The organism is Paenibacillus faecis (assembly GCF_008084145.1).
GTDB classification, from domain to species: Bacteria; Bacillota; Bacilli; order Paenibacillales; family Paenibacillaceae; genus Fontibacillus; species Fontibacillus faecis.
In genome coordinates this window covers 404,085-422,216 of record NZ_VSDO01000002.1, presented here as the reverse complement: position 1 = coordinate 422,216, position 18,132 = coordinate 404,085, and the positions used below count along the sequence as shown (strand labels likewise).

The 18,132-nt window shown below is 56.5% G+C and carries 19 protein-coding genes; all 19 read right to left on the bottom strand.

Annotated features, from left to right (window positions below):
* Positions 1-8 precede the first annotated feature (8 nt).
* A complete protein-coding gene (locus FRY98_RS09705; protein ID WP_148451561.1) occupies positions 9-464 on the bottom strand; it encodes a YaiI/YqxD family protein in 456 nt (151 codons plus the stop codon).
* Between the two features lie 27 nt (positions 465-491).
* Complete coding sequence (glyS, locus tag FRY98_RS09700; protein ID WP_148451560.1) at positions 492-2,570, bottom strand: glycine--tRNA ligase subunit beta; 2,079 nt, start codon at positions 2,568-2,570, stop codon at positions 492-494.
* Complete coding sequence (gene glyQ, locus FRY98_RS09695) at positions 2,563-3,450, bottom strand: glycine--tRNA ligase subunit alpha (RefSeq protein WP_148451559.1); 888 nt, start codon at positions 3,448-3,450, stop codon at positions 2,563-2,565. Before glyQ ends, glyS begins: the two co-directional genes overlap by 8 nt.
* 14 nt (positions 3,451-3,464) lie before the next feature.
* The gene (locus tag FRY98_RS09690; RefSeq protein WP_148451558.1) at positions 3,465-3,725 is read right to left on the bottom strand and encodes a hypothetical protein; all 261 of its coding nucleotides are present in this window, start codon (positions 3,723-3,725) and stop codon (positions 3,465-3,467) included.
* Between the two features lie 96 nt (positions 3,726-3,821).
* Positions 3,822-4,571: a DNA repair protein RecO gene (gene recO, locus FRY98_RS09685; protein WP_148451557.1), complete on the bottom strand. Its 750-nt coding sequence runs from the start codon at positions 4,569-4,571 to the stop codon at positions 3,822-3,824.
* A 70-nt stretch (positions 4,572-4,641) separates the two neighbouring features.
* Complete coding sequence (locus tag FRY98_RS09680; protein WP_148451556.1) at positions 4,642-4,788, bottom strand: YqzL family protein; 147 nt, start codon at positions 4,786-4,788, stop codon at positions 4,642-4,644.
* A gap of 115 nt (positions 4,789-4,903) precedes the next feature.
* The gene (era, locus tag FRY98_RS09675; RefSeq protein WP_148451555.1) at positions 4,904-5,806 is read right to left on the bottom strand and encodes a GTPase Era; all 903 of its coding nucleotides are present in this window, start codon (positions 5,804-5,806) and stop codon (positions 4,904-4,906) included.
* A gap of 31 nt (positions 5,807-5,837) precedes the next feature.
* Positions 5,838-6,245: a cytidine deaminase gene (locus FRY98_RS09670; protein ID WP_276508687.1), complete on the bottom strand. Its 408-nt coding sequence runs from the start codon at positions 6,243-6,245 to the stop codon at positions 5,838-5,840.
* Between the two features lie 51 nt (positions 6,246-6,296).
* Entirely contained in the window at positions 6,297-6,674 is a 378-nt protein-coding gene (locus FRY98_RS09665) for a diacylglycerol kinase (protein ID WP_148451553.1), read from the bottom strand.
* Complete coding sequence (gene ybeY / locus FRY98_RS09660) at positions 6,674-7,171, bottom strand: rRNA maturation RNase YbeY (RefSeq protein ID WP_148451552.1); 498 nt, start codon at positions 7,169-7,171, stop codon at positions 6,674-6,676. The genes FRY98_RS09665 and ybeY overlap by 1 nt, the downstream gene beginning before the upstream one ends.
* Positions 7,143-9,434, bottom strand: coding sequence for an HD family phosphohydrolase (locus FRY98_RS09655; protein ID WP_148451551.1), 2,292 nt, complete (start codon positions 9,432-9,434; stop codon positions 7,143-7,145). The genes ybeY and FRY98_RS09655 overlap by 29 nt, the downstream gene beginning before the upstream one ends.
* A gap of 124 nt (positions 9,435-9,558) precedes the next feature.
* Positions 9,559-10,530: a PhoH family protein gene (locus tag FRY98_RS09650; protein WP_148451550.1), complete on the bottom strand. Its 972-nt coding sequence runs from the start codon at positions 10,528-10,530 to the stop codon at positions 9,559-9,561.
* Positions 10,531-10,536: 6 nt separating this feature from the next.
* Entirely contained in the window at positions 10,537-11,718 is a 1,182-nt protein-coding gene (gene yqfD, locus FRY98_RS09645) for a sporulation protein YqfD (RefSeq protein ID WP_148451549.1), read from the bottom strand.
* Positions 11,718-12,008 carry a sporulation protein YqfC gene (gene yqfC, locus FRY98_RS09640; RefSeq protein WP_148451548.1) on the bottom strand — a complete coding sequence of 97 codons (291 nt, stop codon included), beginning with the start codon at positions 12,006-12,008 and terminating at the stop codon, positions 11,718-11,720. The genes yqfD and yqfC overlap by 1 nt, the downstream gene beginning before the upstream one ends.
* A gap of 110 nt (positions 12,009-12,118) precedes the next feature.
* Positions 12,119-12,562 (bottom strand): GatB/YqeY domain-containing protein, encoded by a 444-nt coding sequence (locus FRY98_RS09635; RefSeq protein ID WP_148451547.1) that lies wholly within the window; start codon positions 12,560-12,562, stop codon positions 12,119-12,121.
* Between the two features lie 15 nt (positions 12,563-12,577).
* Entirely contained in the window at positions 12,578-12,751 is a 174-nt protein-coding gene (rpsU, locus tag FRY98_RS09630; RefSeq protein ID WP_005547957.1) for a 30S ribosomal protein S21, read from the bottom strand.
* 132 nt (positions 12,752-12,883) lie between these two features.
* Entirely contained in the window at positions 12,884-13,246 is a 363-nt protein-coding gene (locus tag FRY98_RS09625; protein ID WP_148451546.1) for a histidine triad nucleotide-binding protein, read from the bottom strand.
* A gap of 264 nt (positions 13,247-13,510) precedes the next feature.
* Positions 13,511-16,951, bottom strand: a complete 3,441-nt coding sequence (locus FRY98_RS09620; protein WP_148451545.1) for an AAA family ATPase — start codon at positions 16,949-16,951, stop codon at positions 13,511-13,513.
* Positions 16,948-18,129 (bottom strand): exonuclease SbcCD subunit D, encoded by a 1,182-nt coding sequence (locus FRY98_RS09615; RefSeq protein WP_148451544.1) that lies wholly within the window; start codon positions 18,127-18,129, stop codon positions 16,948-16,950. The genes FRY98_RS09620 and FRY98_RS09615 overlap by 4 nt, the downstream gene beginning before the upstream one ends.
* Positions 18,130-18,132: the final 3 nt, after the last annotated feature.

The following is an 18,132-nucleotide window of genomic DNA, read 5'->3' as shown; positions in this document are numbered from 1 at the left end:
CGCTAAAATTACCTATTCTCCTGCAAATCTCGCAAAAGTTTTAACAATACCTCGGTAAAATGAGTCCGGTCCTCATCGGTAAAAGGCTTCGGGCCTTTGGAATGGCGGCCTCCGCGCCGGGCCTTGGCCTGATAATGACGGCGTTCCAGCAAATAATCAATATTCCCCGGGTGATAAATATCGCCCCGGGGAGACATGGTTTTGCAAGATTTGGCAAGGGCCAGCGCGGCCAGACCATAGTCCTGCGTTACGACGATATCGCCGCTTGCAATATGATTGGCAATGTACAGATCGGCGCTTTGCTGGCTTCGGTCCACCTGGACGACCTCCACGCCTTCGCTTTCGCGAAGCACATGATCGTATGAAGATACCATGAGTACCTTGATGCCGAAGCGCCGCGCCGTTTCCGAAATTTCCGCTTTTACGGGACAGGAGTCTCCGTCAACGACGATGCGTGTATGCATGGACTCCCGCCCCCTTCCTTCCATCTATTATGCCCAAACCAGCTTGCCGAAATCGGCGAAAGCCCTGAGATCCTCATCGATCGCGGCGAGCAGCGCCAGCCGGTTGGTCCGGATATCCTCATTTTCCGCCATAACCATGACCGCATCAAAAAACACGGTGATGACTTCCTTCAATTCACCCAGCTTCCGCAGCGCTTCCACGGTGTTGCGTTCAGCGAGCAGATCGCGGTATTCGCCGCTCACGCTGCGCCATGTGTCGTACAGGCTTTTCTCCGCCGGATCCTCAAGCAGATCGGAGCGGACTTTTACGGCCGACGCCTTGGCGGCCAGATTGCTGACGCGGCCGAACGATTCCACCGTCGTTTTGAAATCCTCCTGCCCGTTAACGGCGTCCATTAGAGCGGCCCCGCGCGATACGACGGATACTACATCCTCATATCCGGCCGCCATGACGGCGTCCACCACATCGTAGCGCAAGCTGTCGGACAAGGTTTTTCTGACGCGCAGCCCGAAAAACTCCATCAGGTCCTTCATGATCTCATCGCCCGAGCGTTTAAGCTCATGGAATTGCTGATGTGTTTCGAGAGCGATGACGAACAGGTCCGTCAGGCGGAGCGACAGCTTGTGCTCCAATATAATCTGCACGATGCCCGCAGCCTGGCGGCGCAAACCGTACGGGTCCTGCGAGCCTGTCGGAATAATGCCGATCGAGAAGCATCCGGCGATCGTGTCGATTTTGTCGGCAATGCTGACGATGCTTCCCACGGTCGATGCCGGCACGGCGTCTCCCGAGAAGCGCGGTTGGTAATGTTCGAAGATGCCTTTGGCGACCGCCTCCGGCTCCCCGGCTTTGCGGGCGTAATCTTCGCCCATAACCCCTTGCAATTCCGGGAACTCGTAGACCATTTGCGTAACAAGGTCGAATTTGCAAATTTCCGCCGTGCGGTTGACCGCCTCCGCTTCGCCCGTATCGACGCCGAGCATGGAAGAGAGCTTCTCCGCGTTGCGGCGGATACGGCGGACCTTGTCGCCGACAGTCCCCAGCTCTTCGTGGAACACGATGCTCTCGAGCTTCGACAGCGCGTCCTTAATCGCCAGCTTTTGATCCTCTTCATAGAAGAACTTCGCGTCGGACAATCTGGCGCGCAGCACCTTCTCATTCCCCCGCGCGATGATATCTAGAGAGCGAGCGTCTCCGTTACGAACCGTGACGAAGAATGGCAACAGCTCCCCTTGGTCGTTCAAGACAGGGAAATAGCGCTGATGCTCGCGCATGGAGGTAATCAAAACCTCCTGCGGGATTTGGAGGAAGGACTCCTCGAACTTGCCGAACAACACGGTCGGCGTTTCCACGAGGAACAGCACCTCTTCCAGCAGGTCGTCCTTCACGGCGATATTCCAGCCCTTTTCTTCCGCCAAGGCTTTGATCTGGCGTTTGATCATCTCTTCCCGTTCATTGACGTCGGCGATGACGTGCTGCCCACGCAGGGTTTCCACATAAGCGGACGGCTCCCCGATCACAGTCTCCTGTCCCAGGAAACGGTGACCGCGCGTTACGTTGCCGGCTTTAACCCCGGCGATTTCAAGCTCGACGATTTCCTGGCCGAACAAGGCCACCATCCAGCGGATCGGACGGACGAATTTGAAATCATGATTTCCCCAGCGCATATTTTTCGGAAAATTCATCGCCTGGAGAATCCCTTGCAGCCCTTCGGCCACAATCGTTTTCGTTTCCACCCCTGCCCGGCTCTTGCTGACATAGATATATTCCGTCCCGCCGAGTTCCTTAAACGTGAATTGCTCGGGATCTACGCCTTGACTGCGGGCAAAACCGAGCGCCGCTTTACTCCAAGCGCCGTTCTCGTCCAAAGCGATTTTCCGGGAAGGCCCCTTCACCTCTTCATGGACGTCTTCCTGTTTCTCCGCTACCCCTTTGACAAGCACCGCCAAACGGCGTGGCGTGGCGTAACTCTCGATGGAGTCGTAAGGAATCACGGATTCCTCCAGCCATTTCTCCATCCGTTCCTTCAGTTGTTCCATGGCCGCGCGAATAAAGCGGGCCGGCATTTCCTCCAAGCCGATTTCGAACAAAAGATCCTTAGCCACGGACAACGCCCCCTTTCTGCAGCATCGGGAATCCGAGCTTTTCGCGTTCTTCCAGGTAGGTTGCCGCTACCTGACGGGCGAGATTGCGCACCCGTGTTATATACCCCGTCCGTTCCGTCACGCTGATCGCTCCGCGGGCATCCAACAGGTTGAAGGTGTGGGAGCATTTCAGGACATAATCATAGGCCGGGAAAACGAGATGCTGTTCCATCGCTTTGTTCGCTTCCTGCTCGTACATGTTGAACAAGGTGAACAGCATTTTCACATCGGAAATTTCGAACGTGTACTTCGAATGCTCATATTCGGCTTGTTTGAAAACATCGCCATAGCTGGTCCCGTCCACCCATTCCAGATCAAAGACATTTTCCTTGTCCTGGATATAAGAAGCGAGACGCTCCATCCCGTACGTAATTTCCACGGCGACCGGATTCGTTTCGATCCCCCCGACTTGTTGGAAATACGTAAACTGCGTAATCTCCATGCCGTCGAGCCAAACTTCCCAGCCAAGTCCCCAAGCTCCAAGGCCCGGATGCTCCCAGTTGTCTTCCACGAAGCGAATATCGTGCTCCAGCGGATTGATCCCCAGCCGGTTCAAGCTCTCCAGGTATATTTCCTGAATATTGTCCGGCGAAGGCTTCAGGATGACCTGAAACTGGTGATGCTGGTACAGCCGGTTCGGGTTCTCCCCGTAGCGGCCGTCCGCCGGGCGGCGGGAAGGTTCGACGTAAGCTACGTTCCACGGCTCCGGTCCGATGGAGCGGAGGAAGGTCATCGGATTCAGCGTGCCCGCGCCCTTTTCCACATCGTACGGTTGTACGACGATGCAGTTTTGTTCCGACCAGAACTGCTGCAGGGTCAAGATCATTTGTTGAAAATTCATGAACCACAACTCCTTTACACTTGGTATGCCAAATTCAGCGGGAAGAACCGGGACGCAAAAAAAGCCCCCGTCTCTACGCCTGCTGTCAGACGTAGGGACGAGAGCTTGCTCCCGCGGTTCCACCCTACTTGATTTGCGGGGGCATCCAGGATAACATGCCGCACCTCAAATCCGCTTTTCACGTACGTTGGCTCATGCTCCCGGGGCGCCGTTTCATGAGTCCTTCCGTCCGGGCTTGCACTGTCCCCGGCTCGCTGCAGCGGTGTCGTTCCCATTACTGTTCCCGTTCAACACATGAGTTCCCCCATAAACCATTTTACCTGAATCACGGGGGAAATTCTCATTTATAATATATGATTTTACGAGCTTCGTCAAATCTCGTATTTGTCCAATTGGTCTAAAAATTGACGCGACTTAAGCCGAAGGCCGAGCTGCATGTCCATAAAATGGCGCATGACCGTTTTTAGCTCTTGTTTCGTCGCCTCTTTGACTTCGATGTTTCCGAGCCTTCTCAGATCCATCTTTTCAAACAGCGACAGCAGTTTAAATGTGCCCGGCGATATTTGCAGCGCCGCCGGGTCATGATGACGGCAGGAACGGCAAAGTTTGCCCCCCAGGCGCGGACTGACGACCAGAAGATCGTCGGTGCGGCCGCAGGAAATGCACGCCTCGAAGGACGGGCCGTAACCGGCCGCCTGCAGTATTTTCATCTCGAACAGATGGATCACGATTTGCGGATCTTTACCGGCCGACAATCCTTCAAGACACGCCTTTAGCTGGGTAAACCAGAAGCTCCCCACCTCTTCGTCCTGCAAGGTTTTGTCTAACAGCTCGCAAGCATAGGACGCATAGGCCGCCAGAAACAAGTCCTCGCGCAGCGCGGCGTGAGCATCGATCAACTCCCCGGCATTCAGCGTTCCGAGTCCGCCGTTCTGCCGGAAAAACACATATTCCCCGTAGGTGAACAGCTGCGTCATCGCCGCGTGCCGGCTTTTGATTTTTTTCGCCCCGCGGACCAAAACCCCGATCTTTCCGCTGGTTTCGGTGCACAACGTGATGATCTTGTTCCCTTCGCCGTAATCCATGCTGCGGATGACGATTCCTTCCACCCTGTATAGCATGTCTTTTCCCCCAAGCTCGACCTGTTTCAATACAGCGCTGTTCAAGAACCGTTGCCGGTTATGAACATCCTCAGAACTGTTCCGCCGTCTCCTCCTCGACGGTCAGTTCCTCCGCCGCCGCAACCTCTTCGTCGGGATTGCCGCTGGCTTCTTTATAAAGCAAGTAAGCATCGACATCTCCAGTCATCGCAAAATACTTCCACGAAAAATCTCGCATTCGTATTCATCCTTTCTTCGGAAATGACGCGTGCATCTTCAAAGAATAGGATGTGCGGGCGGAGGCGAACTATGCGTTGCAATAACTCCCAGTATAAAACAACTTGATTCGTCTTTTAAGCATCCCGGTGAAAACCGAGGTCCTTCAAGATCCGTTCCTGGTTGCGCCAATCTTTCTTGACTTTTACCCATAACTCCAGGAAAATCTTCGATCCGAGCAAATTTTCGATGTCCTGTCTGGCCAGCTTGCCGACCTCTTTTAGGAGGGAGCCCTGCTTGCCGATGATAATGCCTTTTTGCGAATCCCGTTCCACAAAGATCACCGCCGAAATGTAGACGACCCCATTCTCTTCCACTCTCATGTCTTCGATCGTCACGGCGATCGAGTGCGGAACCTCTTCCCGAGTCAGATGCAGGATTTTCTCACGAATGAGCTCGGCGCAGACGAACTGTTCGGGATGGTCGGTGACCTGGTCTTCGGGATAATATTGCGGACCCTCCGGCAAATACTTGCCGATTTGTTCGAGCAGGGTGTTCACGTTATTTCCCAGCTTGGCCGAGATCGGCACAATTTCCGCAAAATCATAAAGCTTGCGGTATTCTTCAATGATCGGTAGCAGTTCCTCCGGCTGGATGCGGTCTATTTTGTTCAGTACCAAAATAACCGGGGTGCGAACATCCTTCAGCCGTTCGATGATGAACCGGTCTCCGCCGCCCAATCCTTCCGCGGTATCGACCAGGAATAAAACGGCCTCGACTTCGCCGAGCGTGTTGAGCGCCGTTGTGTTCATATAATCGCCGAGTTTGGACTGCCGTTTATGGATTCCCGGAGTATCCAGAAAAACGACCTGCATTTCCTCGGACGTATATACGCCGTGTATTTTGTTTCGCGTCGTTTGCGGCTTGTCCGACATGATTGCGATTTTCTGACCGATAATCTGATTCATGAGCGTGGACTTTCCGACATTCGGCCGGCCTACGATCGCGACAAATCCGGATTTGAATTTATTTTTCGCCATGATGTTAGTCCTTTCCGTTTATTCGCCAGGATTACAGATCCGACGAGCTGAAGTAGAAGGGCAGCAGCTCGGCTACGGTCGTCTCGCGGATCGCTCCCTTAAGGTTTCCAAGGATGACCGGCATATCCGGTCCGCACAGCTCCAGCATCACCTGACGGCATACGCCGCAAGGGGCGATCGGTCCGTCGGTGTCGCCAACGATAGCCATCGCCCGAAACGTCCCGGGTTTTAGCCCGTCGGCGACAGCCCGGAACATCGCGGTCCGCTCCGCGCAATTGGTCGGCGCATAGGCGGCGTTCTCTATGTTGCAGCCGTGGTGGACATGTCCGTTCTCATCCAGCAGAGCGGCCCCTACCCCAAACCCCGAATAGGGGATGTAAGCTTTTGTACGTGCTTTTATCGCTTCCTGAAGCAGTTCACTATGAGTCATTGATTTCATCTCCTTATCTTGAAGCGTTCCAGGGACCCAGAGCAGTATAGGCAGTATCGCTTACGACACCCACCCGAAGGCTCTGCCGACCGGTTCATAGAACAGTAAAATCCCGATGAAGACGGCAAAAGCCGCGGCGACCAAAACCGCTCCGGCCGCGGCATCCTTGGCCAACTTGGCCAATCGATGCCATTCCGGAGCCGCCAGATCCACTGCAGCTTCGATTGCGGTATTGATCATTTCCGCCGTGATGACCAGGGCTATGACCAGAAGCAGAACCGCCACATCCCTTGCCGGCAGGTGAAAGTACAACGCGGCAAGAATCACGACAATGGCTGCCGCCGTATGGAACCGCAGGTTACGCTCCGTCTTCAGGGAGGCGAGAACGCCATCCCAAGCGTTTCGGAAGGCGTCCCGCCATGTTCGCCGCGGCTTCATTACCGAACGAGCCCGACCTGAGCCAGCGCGGCTTCCTGTTTATCCATCATAACCTTCTCGCTCGCCGTATCCTGGTGGTCGTAGCCGAGCAGATGGAGAAAACCGTGCACGACCAGAAACCCGATTTCCCGCTCCAGCGAGTGGCCGTACTCCTCGCTTTGCGCCTGGGCGCGCTCCACCGAAATAACAATATCGCCGAGCACGTCCGCCAATTCGTCCAGTTCCTCCCCCTCTTCAAGCTCGTACACGATGTCCAGCTCTTCTTCCAGCGATTCGTTCATAGCGAAGGATAGGACATCCGTCGGGCGGTCAATACCGCGGTACTCCCGGTTCAATTCATGAATGGCTTCATCGTTCACAAAGGTGAGCGCGACTTCGCCTTCCGAAATTCCCTCTGCTTCTCCGGCCTTCTGCAGCAACCGGTCGAGCAGTCCGATCAGCTCGTCGCCGATCTCGAGTACATCCTGTTCATTGTTCCAAACCAGATTGAGCGCCATTGGCTTCCATCCCCCTGTCCTTCTCGTCATTTCCTTTGGTCTTCTTGATCTGCTCCGGGTATTCGATCCGGGAATGGAAGATCCCCATCACCGTCTCTTTCAACGTCTGGGCGATCAGATCAAGCTCGCGCATCGTCAGGTCGCACTCGTTAAACTGATGGTCGTCGAGCCGGCTTTTGATAATTTTCTCAATCATCGTCTCGACCTGTTCCACCGTCGGTTTACGAAGCGAGCGGACCGCCGCCTCCACGCTGTCCGCAATACCGACGACCGCCGCCTCTTTCGATTGGGCCTTCGGACCGGGATACCGGAAATCATCCTCGGTGAAATCCGGCTCGACGCCCTGTTCTTCCGCCAAGGCCAGCGCCTTGTGGTAGAAATAATGCAGGAAGGTCGTACCGTGATGCTGCTCCGCTATGTCCCGGATCGGCTTCGGCAGTTTGTATTCTTTCTGCATCTCCACCCCGTCGCGGGCATGGGCTATAATAATCGATTTGCTGAGCTTAGGATCGATAAAATCATGCGGGTTCTCCATATTGTTCTGATTCTCGATAAAATAGCTGGGCCGCTTCGTCTTGCCGATATCGTGATAGTAGGATCCGACCCGGCATAGCAAACCGTCCGCGCCGATCGCTTCGGCGGCGGCTTCGGCCAAATTTCCGACCATGACGCTGTGATGATAAGTCCCCGGCGTCTCCGTCAGCAGCTTGCGCAGCAGCGGATGGTTCGGGTTGGACAGTTCCACCAGCTTCAAGGCGGACAGTATGCCGAAGGTCACTTCAAAGAACGGCATCAGCCCGATGACGAGAATCGTCGTCAGCAGGCCGCCGACAATCGCGAACCCGATCGCGTACAGCGTGCTTGACTCCGTCCAGCCGTCATTATTCAGCAAAATCATGGTGAAAACCGCGGCCGATCCGAACAAACAGATCATGATGCCGGCTTTTAGCAGGGTGGAACGCTGGCTGGCCCGGTGGATCGCAAAGATCGACGCAAATGATATAACAAGCGCGAAAAAGCCGAATTCAAAATCAAAAATCTGTCCTTGGTGCACGTTGAGAATCACGCTGGCCAGGATGCTGAACAGAATCGAGCAGATGTAAGCCAAGGACAGATCGATCAACAGCGTGATCAGCATGGCTCCCGTCGCCACCGGGGCGAGATACCCGATATAGGCGCGCTGCTCGTTTTGAACAATCGCGGTAATGTGCATGGATACGATCGTAATCAGCACGATCATAAGCAGCATGACAAACTGCGAGTTGTTATATTTGAAGCGGCTTACGCCTTCCGATTGCCGCATAAACATGATCAACCCGATCGTCATCAGCGTCGACAGCAGCACAAGTCCGAATTGGGGCCAATAGTTGACCTCATCCTTTAACAATCCGTTTTTTTCAAGCAGCGCGTACATTTCTTCGGTAATTTTCTCGCCTTTTTTTACAAGCACGTCGCCCTGCTTAATATAAACGGTCGGCGTGTTCTCCCGGGCCTCCACCTTGGCGGCTTTCGTCGCTTCCTCGTCGTAGAACTTGTTGGCCGTGATAGATAAGCGAGCCAGTTCCTGCACGACCTCCCGGGAAATGCGTTTGCTGAGCGAGCTGGTGCTGACCATCTCGGCCACTTTGGCCCGAGCCGTTTGCGCATCCACGATTTGATCGGTCATGAGACGGGCCACGATGTCCGCGGCAACCGGCTTCATTTCATTAATATCCTCCGGCGTGAGCCGCGGGATCTTGATGAACGTCTCCTCGGAAATCTGGTACTGCTGCTCATCGACCTTCTGCGTCACTTCCTGAAACAGCGTCGGCGAATAGTTGTCCGAATTGCGGTTATTCATGATGAAATTTTGGATATGATCCTTCACGCGCTGCGGCAGTTCTTCCCGGTAAATATCGATCTTGTCCGCCGTCGCCACTTGATCGTCCTGGTTCAAACGAAAAATCCGGTCCAGAAGATTGGCGACCAGCGCCTCGTTGCGGAGCGGAATAATGGTGTAAACCTGCCCGACTTTTTCAGCCGCTTCCTCCTGGGCCTTTAACGTCGCTTTCGTATCCGGGATCTCCATAGGCGCCAAAATTTCCTTATCGCTTGGCATCCCCACGGCTATATCATAAGTTTCCGGCAAAAGTTTGGGAGCCATGCTTATATAAAGCATGGCTACGAGCACTACATACAGGACGTATCGGACCGACCCGCTGGTCCTCCATCCCGCTGTGGTGGAATTAAATTTATTTTTTCCTTGATCGCTCTTTGAAGTCATAAAGACAGCCCTCCTGAAAAATTTAAAGGCTTTGGTTTCCGGAATTCGGCACGGCCCGGGACTTCAGCGAAGAACTCCGGGCGCCTATCGGCAGCGATGCCGGCCGGAACGTTCGGAGGCCGGATTAACCCTGATTTTCAGCAGCACGGTCGTAAGCTACAATAATCTTTTGGACGAGCGAATGCCGGACCACGTCCGAATCCGCGAAATAGACAAATCCGATTTCCTCTACGGATTCAAGTATCCTTCTGGCTTCCACCAGGCCCGATTTCTTTCCTTTCGGCAAATCGATTTGCGTAACGTCTCCGGTGATCACCATTTTTGAGCCGAATCCGAGCCGCGTAAGAAACATTTTCATTTGCTCGGGCGTCGTATTCTGCGCCTCGTCCAGGATAATGAAAGAATCGTCCAGCGTCCGTCCGCGCATATAGGCGAGCGGAGCGATTTCAATAAGCCCGCGCTCAAGCGCCTTGGCCGTCTGTTCCGGCCCCATCACGTCGTAAAGGGCGTCATACAGCGGCCGCAAGTACGGATCCACCTTTTCCTGCAAATCGCCCGGAAGGAAGCCGAGGCTCTCCCCCGCTTCGACGGCGGGCCGGGTTAGGACGATCCGTTTAACCGCCCCTTCCTTCAAGGCCGTGATCGCCATGACGACAGCCAGGTAAGTTTTCCCCGTTCCGGCGGGCCCGACACCAAACACGATGTCGCGCTTACGAATCGTCGTGACGTAATGCTTCTGACCGATCGTCTTGACCCGAAGCGGCTTGCCGCGATAGGTCACCGCAATCTCGCCTTTATATAAATCAAGCAATTGATCGGCGCGAAGCTCCTTCGCGAGATCGATCGCATAAAGAACATCTCTTTCAGTAAGAATATACCCGTTGCGCACCAGTTGCAGCAGCACCTCGAACAATTGCTGGGCGCGCTCCACTTCATAAGCTTCGCCGCGGATCGTGATCTCCGACTCTCTCAGGACGACGCCCGCTTTAAAATGCTCCTCCACCAGTTTCAAAAAGGCGTCCTGAGGGCCGAACAAGGCCAGCCCCTCACCGGCGTTTTGAAGCGATATTTTTATGTTCTGTTGTTGTTCTGACAAATAGCCTCATTCTCCTTGGTCATGTACTATGGGAAGTTCTTCCGCTATATTTTGCTCCACTTCAAAAAGCACTTTCATATAAACTTTACCATTGTCTGTCTTCTCATGCAAAATTTTTTGACTCAAAACAACGCTATCCGCCCCGTTTTTTGCCACGATATCCCTTTTCGCCCGCTCAATTCCGTCACGAATCGCCTTATCTTTCGAAAGCTTGATTTCGAGTTCAGTCGTTTCCAGCACTTTTTCGCTCATCCAGCCGATCGGCAGCTTAAAGCTTCTCCAGGTCAACGGATTGAATTCCGTCATCACCTGATAGTGTTCGAAGGGGGTCTTGCCGTAGCCGGAGAGCTGAATCGCCGTATTTCCGAAGTAAAGATATCCTTGCTCCTTCTTTTCGCCGGTATATACCCGTTGCTTGCGAACCAACGGTACTTCGATCCGATATTCGTGCCAGACATTACCCTTTACTTCCCCTTTGGAAACAACCTGTCCTCCGCCCTGGAAGCCGGAGATCAAAATTTGGCCTTTCTTGACGCGGTCGTTTTTCTTTACTTCGGGCTGCCCTTTCTCCGCATAAATATACGTGATCACCGCGTCGGCCGTGCTGATCAAGTGCCTCGGGCTCATCAGCTTTTTCTCCTTCGGCTGCGTCGCTTCGACAATCTGGATCGATACCCGCGTCCCGGTCCGGGACACGCCGACCCATGACGTCCCCGGCAGCTTCCGGTTCAATTCCGCCGAGAGCTTGTCCTGCCGCGGCAAGGCGAAAATCCATTGAAACGGATACAGCCCCTCTTCCCGGGCGATTTTTAGAACATCTTCCTCCGGAATTTCGACATTCCCGTTAACTTCGATATCCCATACCAGCTGCGACAGGCTGAATATGACGGCGATGAACAGGGCAAATCCGAAGACGAACCATTTTCGTCCCCATAATCGGAGGAGGGCAAAAGGCAGCCCCGAACGATGCTGCACGCGGACCCGGCAGCCTGTCCGGCGGAGCAGCGGACGCAGCCGAAAAAAGTCCGCCACGTGCATCGTCATCTTCATGCTTCCGTCCGGCAAAGGCTGCAAATCCCAAATCTCAATGCCCTGTCCCGCCAGCTCGTTAATAAGCCGTTCGATCGAACCGCCGCGGACCAGCACGCCCACGGCTCCCCGCAATTGGGAAAATACCGGTGATTTCACTAGGATTCCTCCATTCCGCGATATTTAATGCCGTGGATCCGCCCTTCGATGACGACTTCCTGCGGCATGATTTCCCTGATCACCAGTCCGCTGCCTTCGACCTCCAGCGTGCCTTGGCTAAGCTCCAGCTGCAAGGATTCGGGAGAAAAATGCACGACGCCCCGGTGATTTTCTATGTATAATTGCTTACCTCCGATCAAGGTGAGCCTAGGCAAATCGAATACGAGATCACTCGGCAGGTCGAGCGCATCGACCGTCCATTTGCGAATTTTGCGGACAAACCGGCTCATATGAGGCAATCCTCCTTCCCCTACTCTACACCCTATGCGGAAGGTCACGGATTTATGAGAAACAGAAAAAACACCCTCTACAGAAGTAGAGAGTGTTTACTTTGGCTTAACTATGGCAAAAGCTGTTGCACTGCCTGATTTACGAGTTTGCCATCCGCCCGGCCTTTGACCTTGGGCATAAGCGCGCTCATCACTTTCCCGATTTCAGCTTTCGAAGTAGCACCGGTTTCCTGGATGGTCTGCTGTACAATAACTTTAATTTCTTCTTCGCTCAGCTGTTCGGGAAGGTACTCGGCAATAATCTCAGCTTCCGCTCTGACACCTGCGGCAAGATCGTCTCGACCCGCTTTTTCAAATTCTTGGAGGGCATCTTTGCGCTGTTTGATTTCACGACTTAGGATATCAAGCACTTCATTATCGTTCAAAGGTCTTTTCAAATCTATTTCAAGATTCTTAATCGTAGCACGAACCATTCGAATGGTGGAGAGTTTGAACTTGTCTTGACTCTTCATCGCTTGCTTCATATCTTCGTTCAATCGCTCGCTAAGACTCATGGTAGCCAAATCCTCCTAAAACTTTCTTTTACGAGCAGCCTCAGACTTTTTCTTGCGCTTTACGCTTGGCTTTTCATAATGCTTGCGTTTCTTCACCTCAGCCAATACGCCATCTTTAGCGATGGAACGTTTAAAGCGACGAAGTGCAGCATCAATTGTCTCGTTTTTGCGAACTTTAGTTTCAGACACCAGTTTTCCCTCCCTCCGACCAGACCGTCCAAGAGCATAACACGGTTCATCAAATTTCATTATAGGGGAAAAATAAATAGGGTGTCAACCTGGGTACCCTAAATTTAATATATGGAAGAAAAAACGCGCCGATCAGGCGTGCGAATCCGAATTCGCCACCAGCGCCCCAAGCCGCGTTCCGCCGAGCAGATGGTAGTGGATATGGTAAACGGCCTGTCCGCTGTCCGAGCCGCAATTGTTGATCAAACGGTAACCGCTCTCCGCGACGCCCAGCTTCTTGGCCGCCTCTTGGGCCACCCGGTGCATCTCTCCGATGAGGGCAAAATCCTCTCCCTCGGCATCGTTCATCGTGGCGATATGTTTCTTCGGAATGATCAGCACATGCGTCGGAGCGGCCGGCTGAATGTCGTGAAACACCAGGAACCGCTCGTCTTCGTACACTTTATTCGAAGGAATGGAACCTTCCGCAATTTTGCAAAACAAACAGTTATCCATCTTAAAACCCTCCTGAAATTTAACTTGGGCTATCTATATACCTCGCAAAACCTATCATACCGGAAAATGGCAAAAAAAAGAAGCACCCTGCTCACTCAGCGAGTTCGCGTTTCGCACGGACGTATTGGACCGAAATAAGGAGTCTCCATCTCTCTGTCACCAATACGTCCGCCGGGGTGCTTATCAAAATTGATGTCGGCTAACTGTAGTATAACAGCAGGGTGATACTGTATCTGTGATTCGCATCACCCTCCCACTATTTTTTTACATTTGCTCCAGCATGATTTTGGAGCCCGCCCCTCCGCTTTCCGCAGGGATGACGACCAGCTTGCGGGCCAGGCGGGCGCGCAGCTCGGTGACGTGAGTGATGATCCCCACGGCCAGATGATCGTGGTGCAGATGCTCGAGCGAGGTAATCACCGTATCCAAAAGCTCGGGATCAAGGGTCCCGAAGCCCTCGTCCAGAAAGAAAAATTGCAGCGGATACTGGCCCCGCAGCTGAATTTGCGCCGATAACGCCAAGGCCAATGCCAGTGAGGTCAGGAAAGTCTCTCCCCCCGAGAGCGTGGACACCGGACGCTTGACCCCGCCGTTGGCATCATCGCAGATGACGAATCCGCCGCCGGAGTCCGTCTCCAAAGCATAGCGCTGCTTGGTGAGGGAGCGAAGCCGCCCGGATGCCGCACGGCTGACGCTCATGAGCTGTTCCTCCGCCACATATTCGACGAAGGCGTTGCCGCGCAGGGACGACTGAAGTTTGCCGAGCAGCCCGAACCTGTGCTCCAACTGAAGCCGTTTGTCCTCGAGTTCCTTCCAACGAAGGTGCCTGCGCTCCAGATCCTCCAAATCCCTTTCGGCTCTGGCTTTAGCCTGAAGCGCCGCCTCATCCTGCGCCCTGGACTGCTCCAAGGCTTGACTGCACGCTTCCCACTCGGCTTCGGTGACGATCCTGCCGCCGAGCTTGGCATCCAGTTCTTTCAGCCCGATTTCATGCTCGCGCTCCTGTTCCCGGTGAACGCGGATGCGTTCGGCCAATCCTTCGGTCTGCGCCGGTTCCAAAAACGCCTCGCGGACTTCTTCCTCCGCCTGAAATGGAGAGGAGGACAGCTCGCTGCGCCAGCGTTCCTCCCACTCCTTCTCTTGCTCCACCGCGGCCGTCAACGCCTGACGGGCCAAAGCGTCGGCCTGCGCGGTGTCCCGATGCACGGCTTCGGATTCCGCCTGCGATCTCCGGCTCCGCTCCACTGCCATGCGCAGCCCTTCCAGTTTCTGCCCGGCTTCGGCCACGGCCGCTTCGAGCGGAGCTTCCCCGATCCAGGAGATGAGACGCTCGTGCTTCTCCTGATACAGCGAAGCTTTGCCTTGCTCCTGAACCTCCCACTGAAGCAGGAGTTTGTCCCGTTCGTTCAAGTCCCGTCCGAGCTCGGCGATTCTGGCCGTTTTTTCCTCGATAAACGGGATGCTGACGGCTAACCGCTGCTTGACGTCTTCGCTCCGGCGGTCCTTTTCGTCCAGGTCCAGGCGGAGTCTCTCCGCCTCTTCCGGAGTCATTCGGCCGAACTCCCGGGCCCAGTCGCTTCGCTTGCTTTCCAGTTCCGCACTAGCGCCGGCGCTTTTTAATGCCATCTGCTCCAGCAGCTCCCGGGCCGCCGCGGCCTCTGCTCTGGCGGCCGCCAAACCGGCCTGGATTTCGCGCTGCTGCCCTTTGACGTCGCGCACTTCACGCTGGAGATCATCAAGCACCGGCCGCAGCTGCGCTTGTCTCTGGCGGAGCTCATGTACCTGTGCTAATACAGAGGCAACATCCGACGCGTCGACGGATATCGGCTCCTCCGGCTCCTTCAGCGCCTCCGCCGCGGCCGCCGCCTCCCGGCGTACCGCCCCCGCCATAGGGCTTAAGCTCTCCGCAGCGTCCAACAGTTCCAGCTGAGTGCGGCACTGGTCCGCGTCCCTGGAAAGGGCGTGACGCCAGTCGCGCATACCGGACAAAACGGCGGACAGCTCGTTCAGTTGCTCCTCCCCGGAGTTCGGCTCTCCGGATGCAGCCTCGTCAACCGCGCCCGGATGGTGCAGGGAACCGCAAACCGGACAAGGCTCTCCGTCGCGCAGCCGCTCCGCCAACCGGCGGGACCACGCCTCCTCCTCCCTCTGTTTCAACAGAAGGCGCATCGACGTCTCCATCCGCCGGGCTTGCGCTTCCAAGGCGGCGCCTTCCGCTTCCAGGGTCTGCAGCCGGCCCAGGCATTCCGCCGCCGTTTCGGCAAGCTTCCGCCCGAGCTCCAGCGCGTCCCGTTCGCGGGTCAGCATCCGGGCGAGCGTCTGCTCCGCCTGCTCCGCTTTTTCACGCTGACGGCTCTCCTCCCGCATCGCCCGTTCCGCTTCCTGCAGGCACCGCTCGAGGTGCTGCTTGAGCAGAACGGCGGACTGGATGTTCTGGCGCTCCGCCGGCTTGACTTCGCATTCCTTAAGCTGCGCCTCCAGCTCTTGCTGGCGCTGCTTCGCTTTCGCGAGGAGCTGCTCCTCCTTGTGCAGCTCCTCCGCGGCCGCCCGGCGCCGGCTCGCCCCCTGCTCGCGGGAGGCCGCAAGCTCCCGCAGCTCCGCGGCCAGCGCATCGCACTCGCGCTGGAGCAGACGCGCTTGCTCCAGCTGATCCAGGCGCAGCAGCAGGGCCGGCTCGTCCCTGCTGAGCGCCCCCGCGGCCGCCTCCGCTTCGGCGGCGGCCCGGGCAGCGGCGGCCTGCCCAGCGGCGGCCGCCTCCGCGGCGCGGGCGGCGGCGGCCCCACGTTCCTCCGCCTGCCGCCGCGCCGCCTTCCAGGCCGTGAGCACCGGCCTGAGCGTTTCCGCGGCCTGTGCCCGCGCCAGGCGCGTCTCCTGCTCGCGGACCGCCGCGTCCCGCTCGCGCAGCGCCGCCAAAAGAGCGGCGCGCTCGGCCCGCTCCCGGCTGAGCTCGCGCACCTTGGCCAGCTCAGCCGCCCTATGCTGGGCTTCGCCGAGCTCCCGCCGGCGAGCCTCGGCCAGCTCGGCGGCCGACTGAAGGGCGGCTTGGGCTCCTTGCAGCGCCTCTTCCGAGGCGTCACCCAGCCCCTGCTGCTCGGCCGCCAGCTGCTTCAAGCGCTGCTCCGTCTCCTTGACCTGCTTGCTGAGCTTTTGAGCCAGCAGGTCCCCGTACTTTTCCAGGTGAAAGAGCCGCTGCAGCATCTGCCTGCGGTCCACGCCTTTCAGCGACAGAAACTCGGCGAATTTCCCTTGCGGCAGAACGACCGCCCGGGTGAAATCGTCCATTTTCAACCCGATTTTCTCCTCCACCTGCCGCGTGACCTCGGCGAGCTTATCGGCCAGCACCCTTTCCCCTTCCGGGGTAATCTCGATGAAGCGGCTGATCGTATTGCTCACGGAAAGCTCGCCCTGACGCTTAAAACGGCGCTCCACCCGGTACCGTTCCGCCCCTTTGGCACTCATCAGCTCAAAGGTAAAGGCGACGAACAGAGCGTCCTCGGAATGGTTCATGATGCCCTGGGTCCCGCCGGATGCCCGGCCCACTTTGCCGTACATCGCCAGGGTAATGGCGTCCAGCAGCGTGGATTTCCCGCTGCCCGTAGGCCCGAAAATCCCGAACAGCCCGGTATCGCAGAGGGCGGTAAAATCGATTTCCTGCATTTCCCGATAGCTTTGCAATCCCGACAATTTCAGACTGATCGGCTTCATTCGTCCGCCTCCCCTTCGCGGGCTTCCTCGTCGTCGGCGATCAAGGACATAAACAGCTCCACCAGCTCGTCCTCCGGCTCCGCCCCGCCGCTCTGCCGCTGATAAAATTTCCGGAACAGCTCGTGAACCGGCATTTGGGAGCGCGAAGCCGTCTCCTCCTCCGATTCCCGGCCCGGATAGATCGGGCGAATATGAACGATCCCTTCATGCGCCTTGCGCAGCTTTTGAATCTCGCCCATGGACATCGCCTCGGTCAGATGGATCTCCAGATCGATGAACGCATGGCGGTCCCGTCCTTCCTCGAGGAATCGCCATGCTTCCTCCAGCCCGCCACGACAGCTCCAATGGACCAGCGGTTTCCCGCTGCTCAAAAACAGCTCCTCCAGTTGCGGCGTCCCCCCCGGGGCCACATCCAGCTGCATCACCGATTTGGCTTGTCCCGCTTCCGAAAAACTGTAGGACAGCGGGGAACCGCTGTACCGGATCAAGCCGCTTCCTTTAACCGCTTGCGGCCGGTGCAGGTGGCCCAGCGCCGTATACTGCGCACCGGTATCCAGAGCGGAAGGATCGACAGTGTAGGCGCCGCCGACCTGGATCGGCCGTTCGGAGTCGGATTCCACGCCGCCCAGCACATAAATGTGACTCATCGCCAAATTGACCGTATCCTTGCGGAAAGCTCCCGCAAGCTGCCGCATCAGTTTGCCGACTTTGGCGCTGTAGGCCAATCGCAGCTCGGTCTCGTCCCCGTCGCCGGCCAGCAGCTCGGCCAGCCGGGACTCCGACGGATAAGGCAGCGCGGCGATCATCGCGGTTTCACTGGTCCTCGGCACCGGAACCCGCACCGTTTCCGCCGTAGGCAGGCCGATGAGCGAGATGCCCCGGCCGGCGACGAGCGGAGCGGCGGCCGACACCCGTTCCGGCTGGTCGTGGTTCCCGGAAATGACCACAAGCTGCCGGCCCTTCTCCGTCAATCGGGCCGCCGCTTCATAGAACAACCGCTCGGCCGCGGCGGGCGGGTTCACACTGTCATAGACATCGCCGGCCATCAGGATGATGTCCGCCTGCTGACGGTCCGCCATCAGCACCAGCTCGTCGAGGAATTGCTCCTGTTCGGCCAGCCGGCTCCGCCCCTCCAAAGTGCGGCCAAGATGCCAATCCCCCGTATGCAAAATGCGCATGTT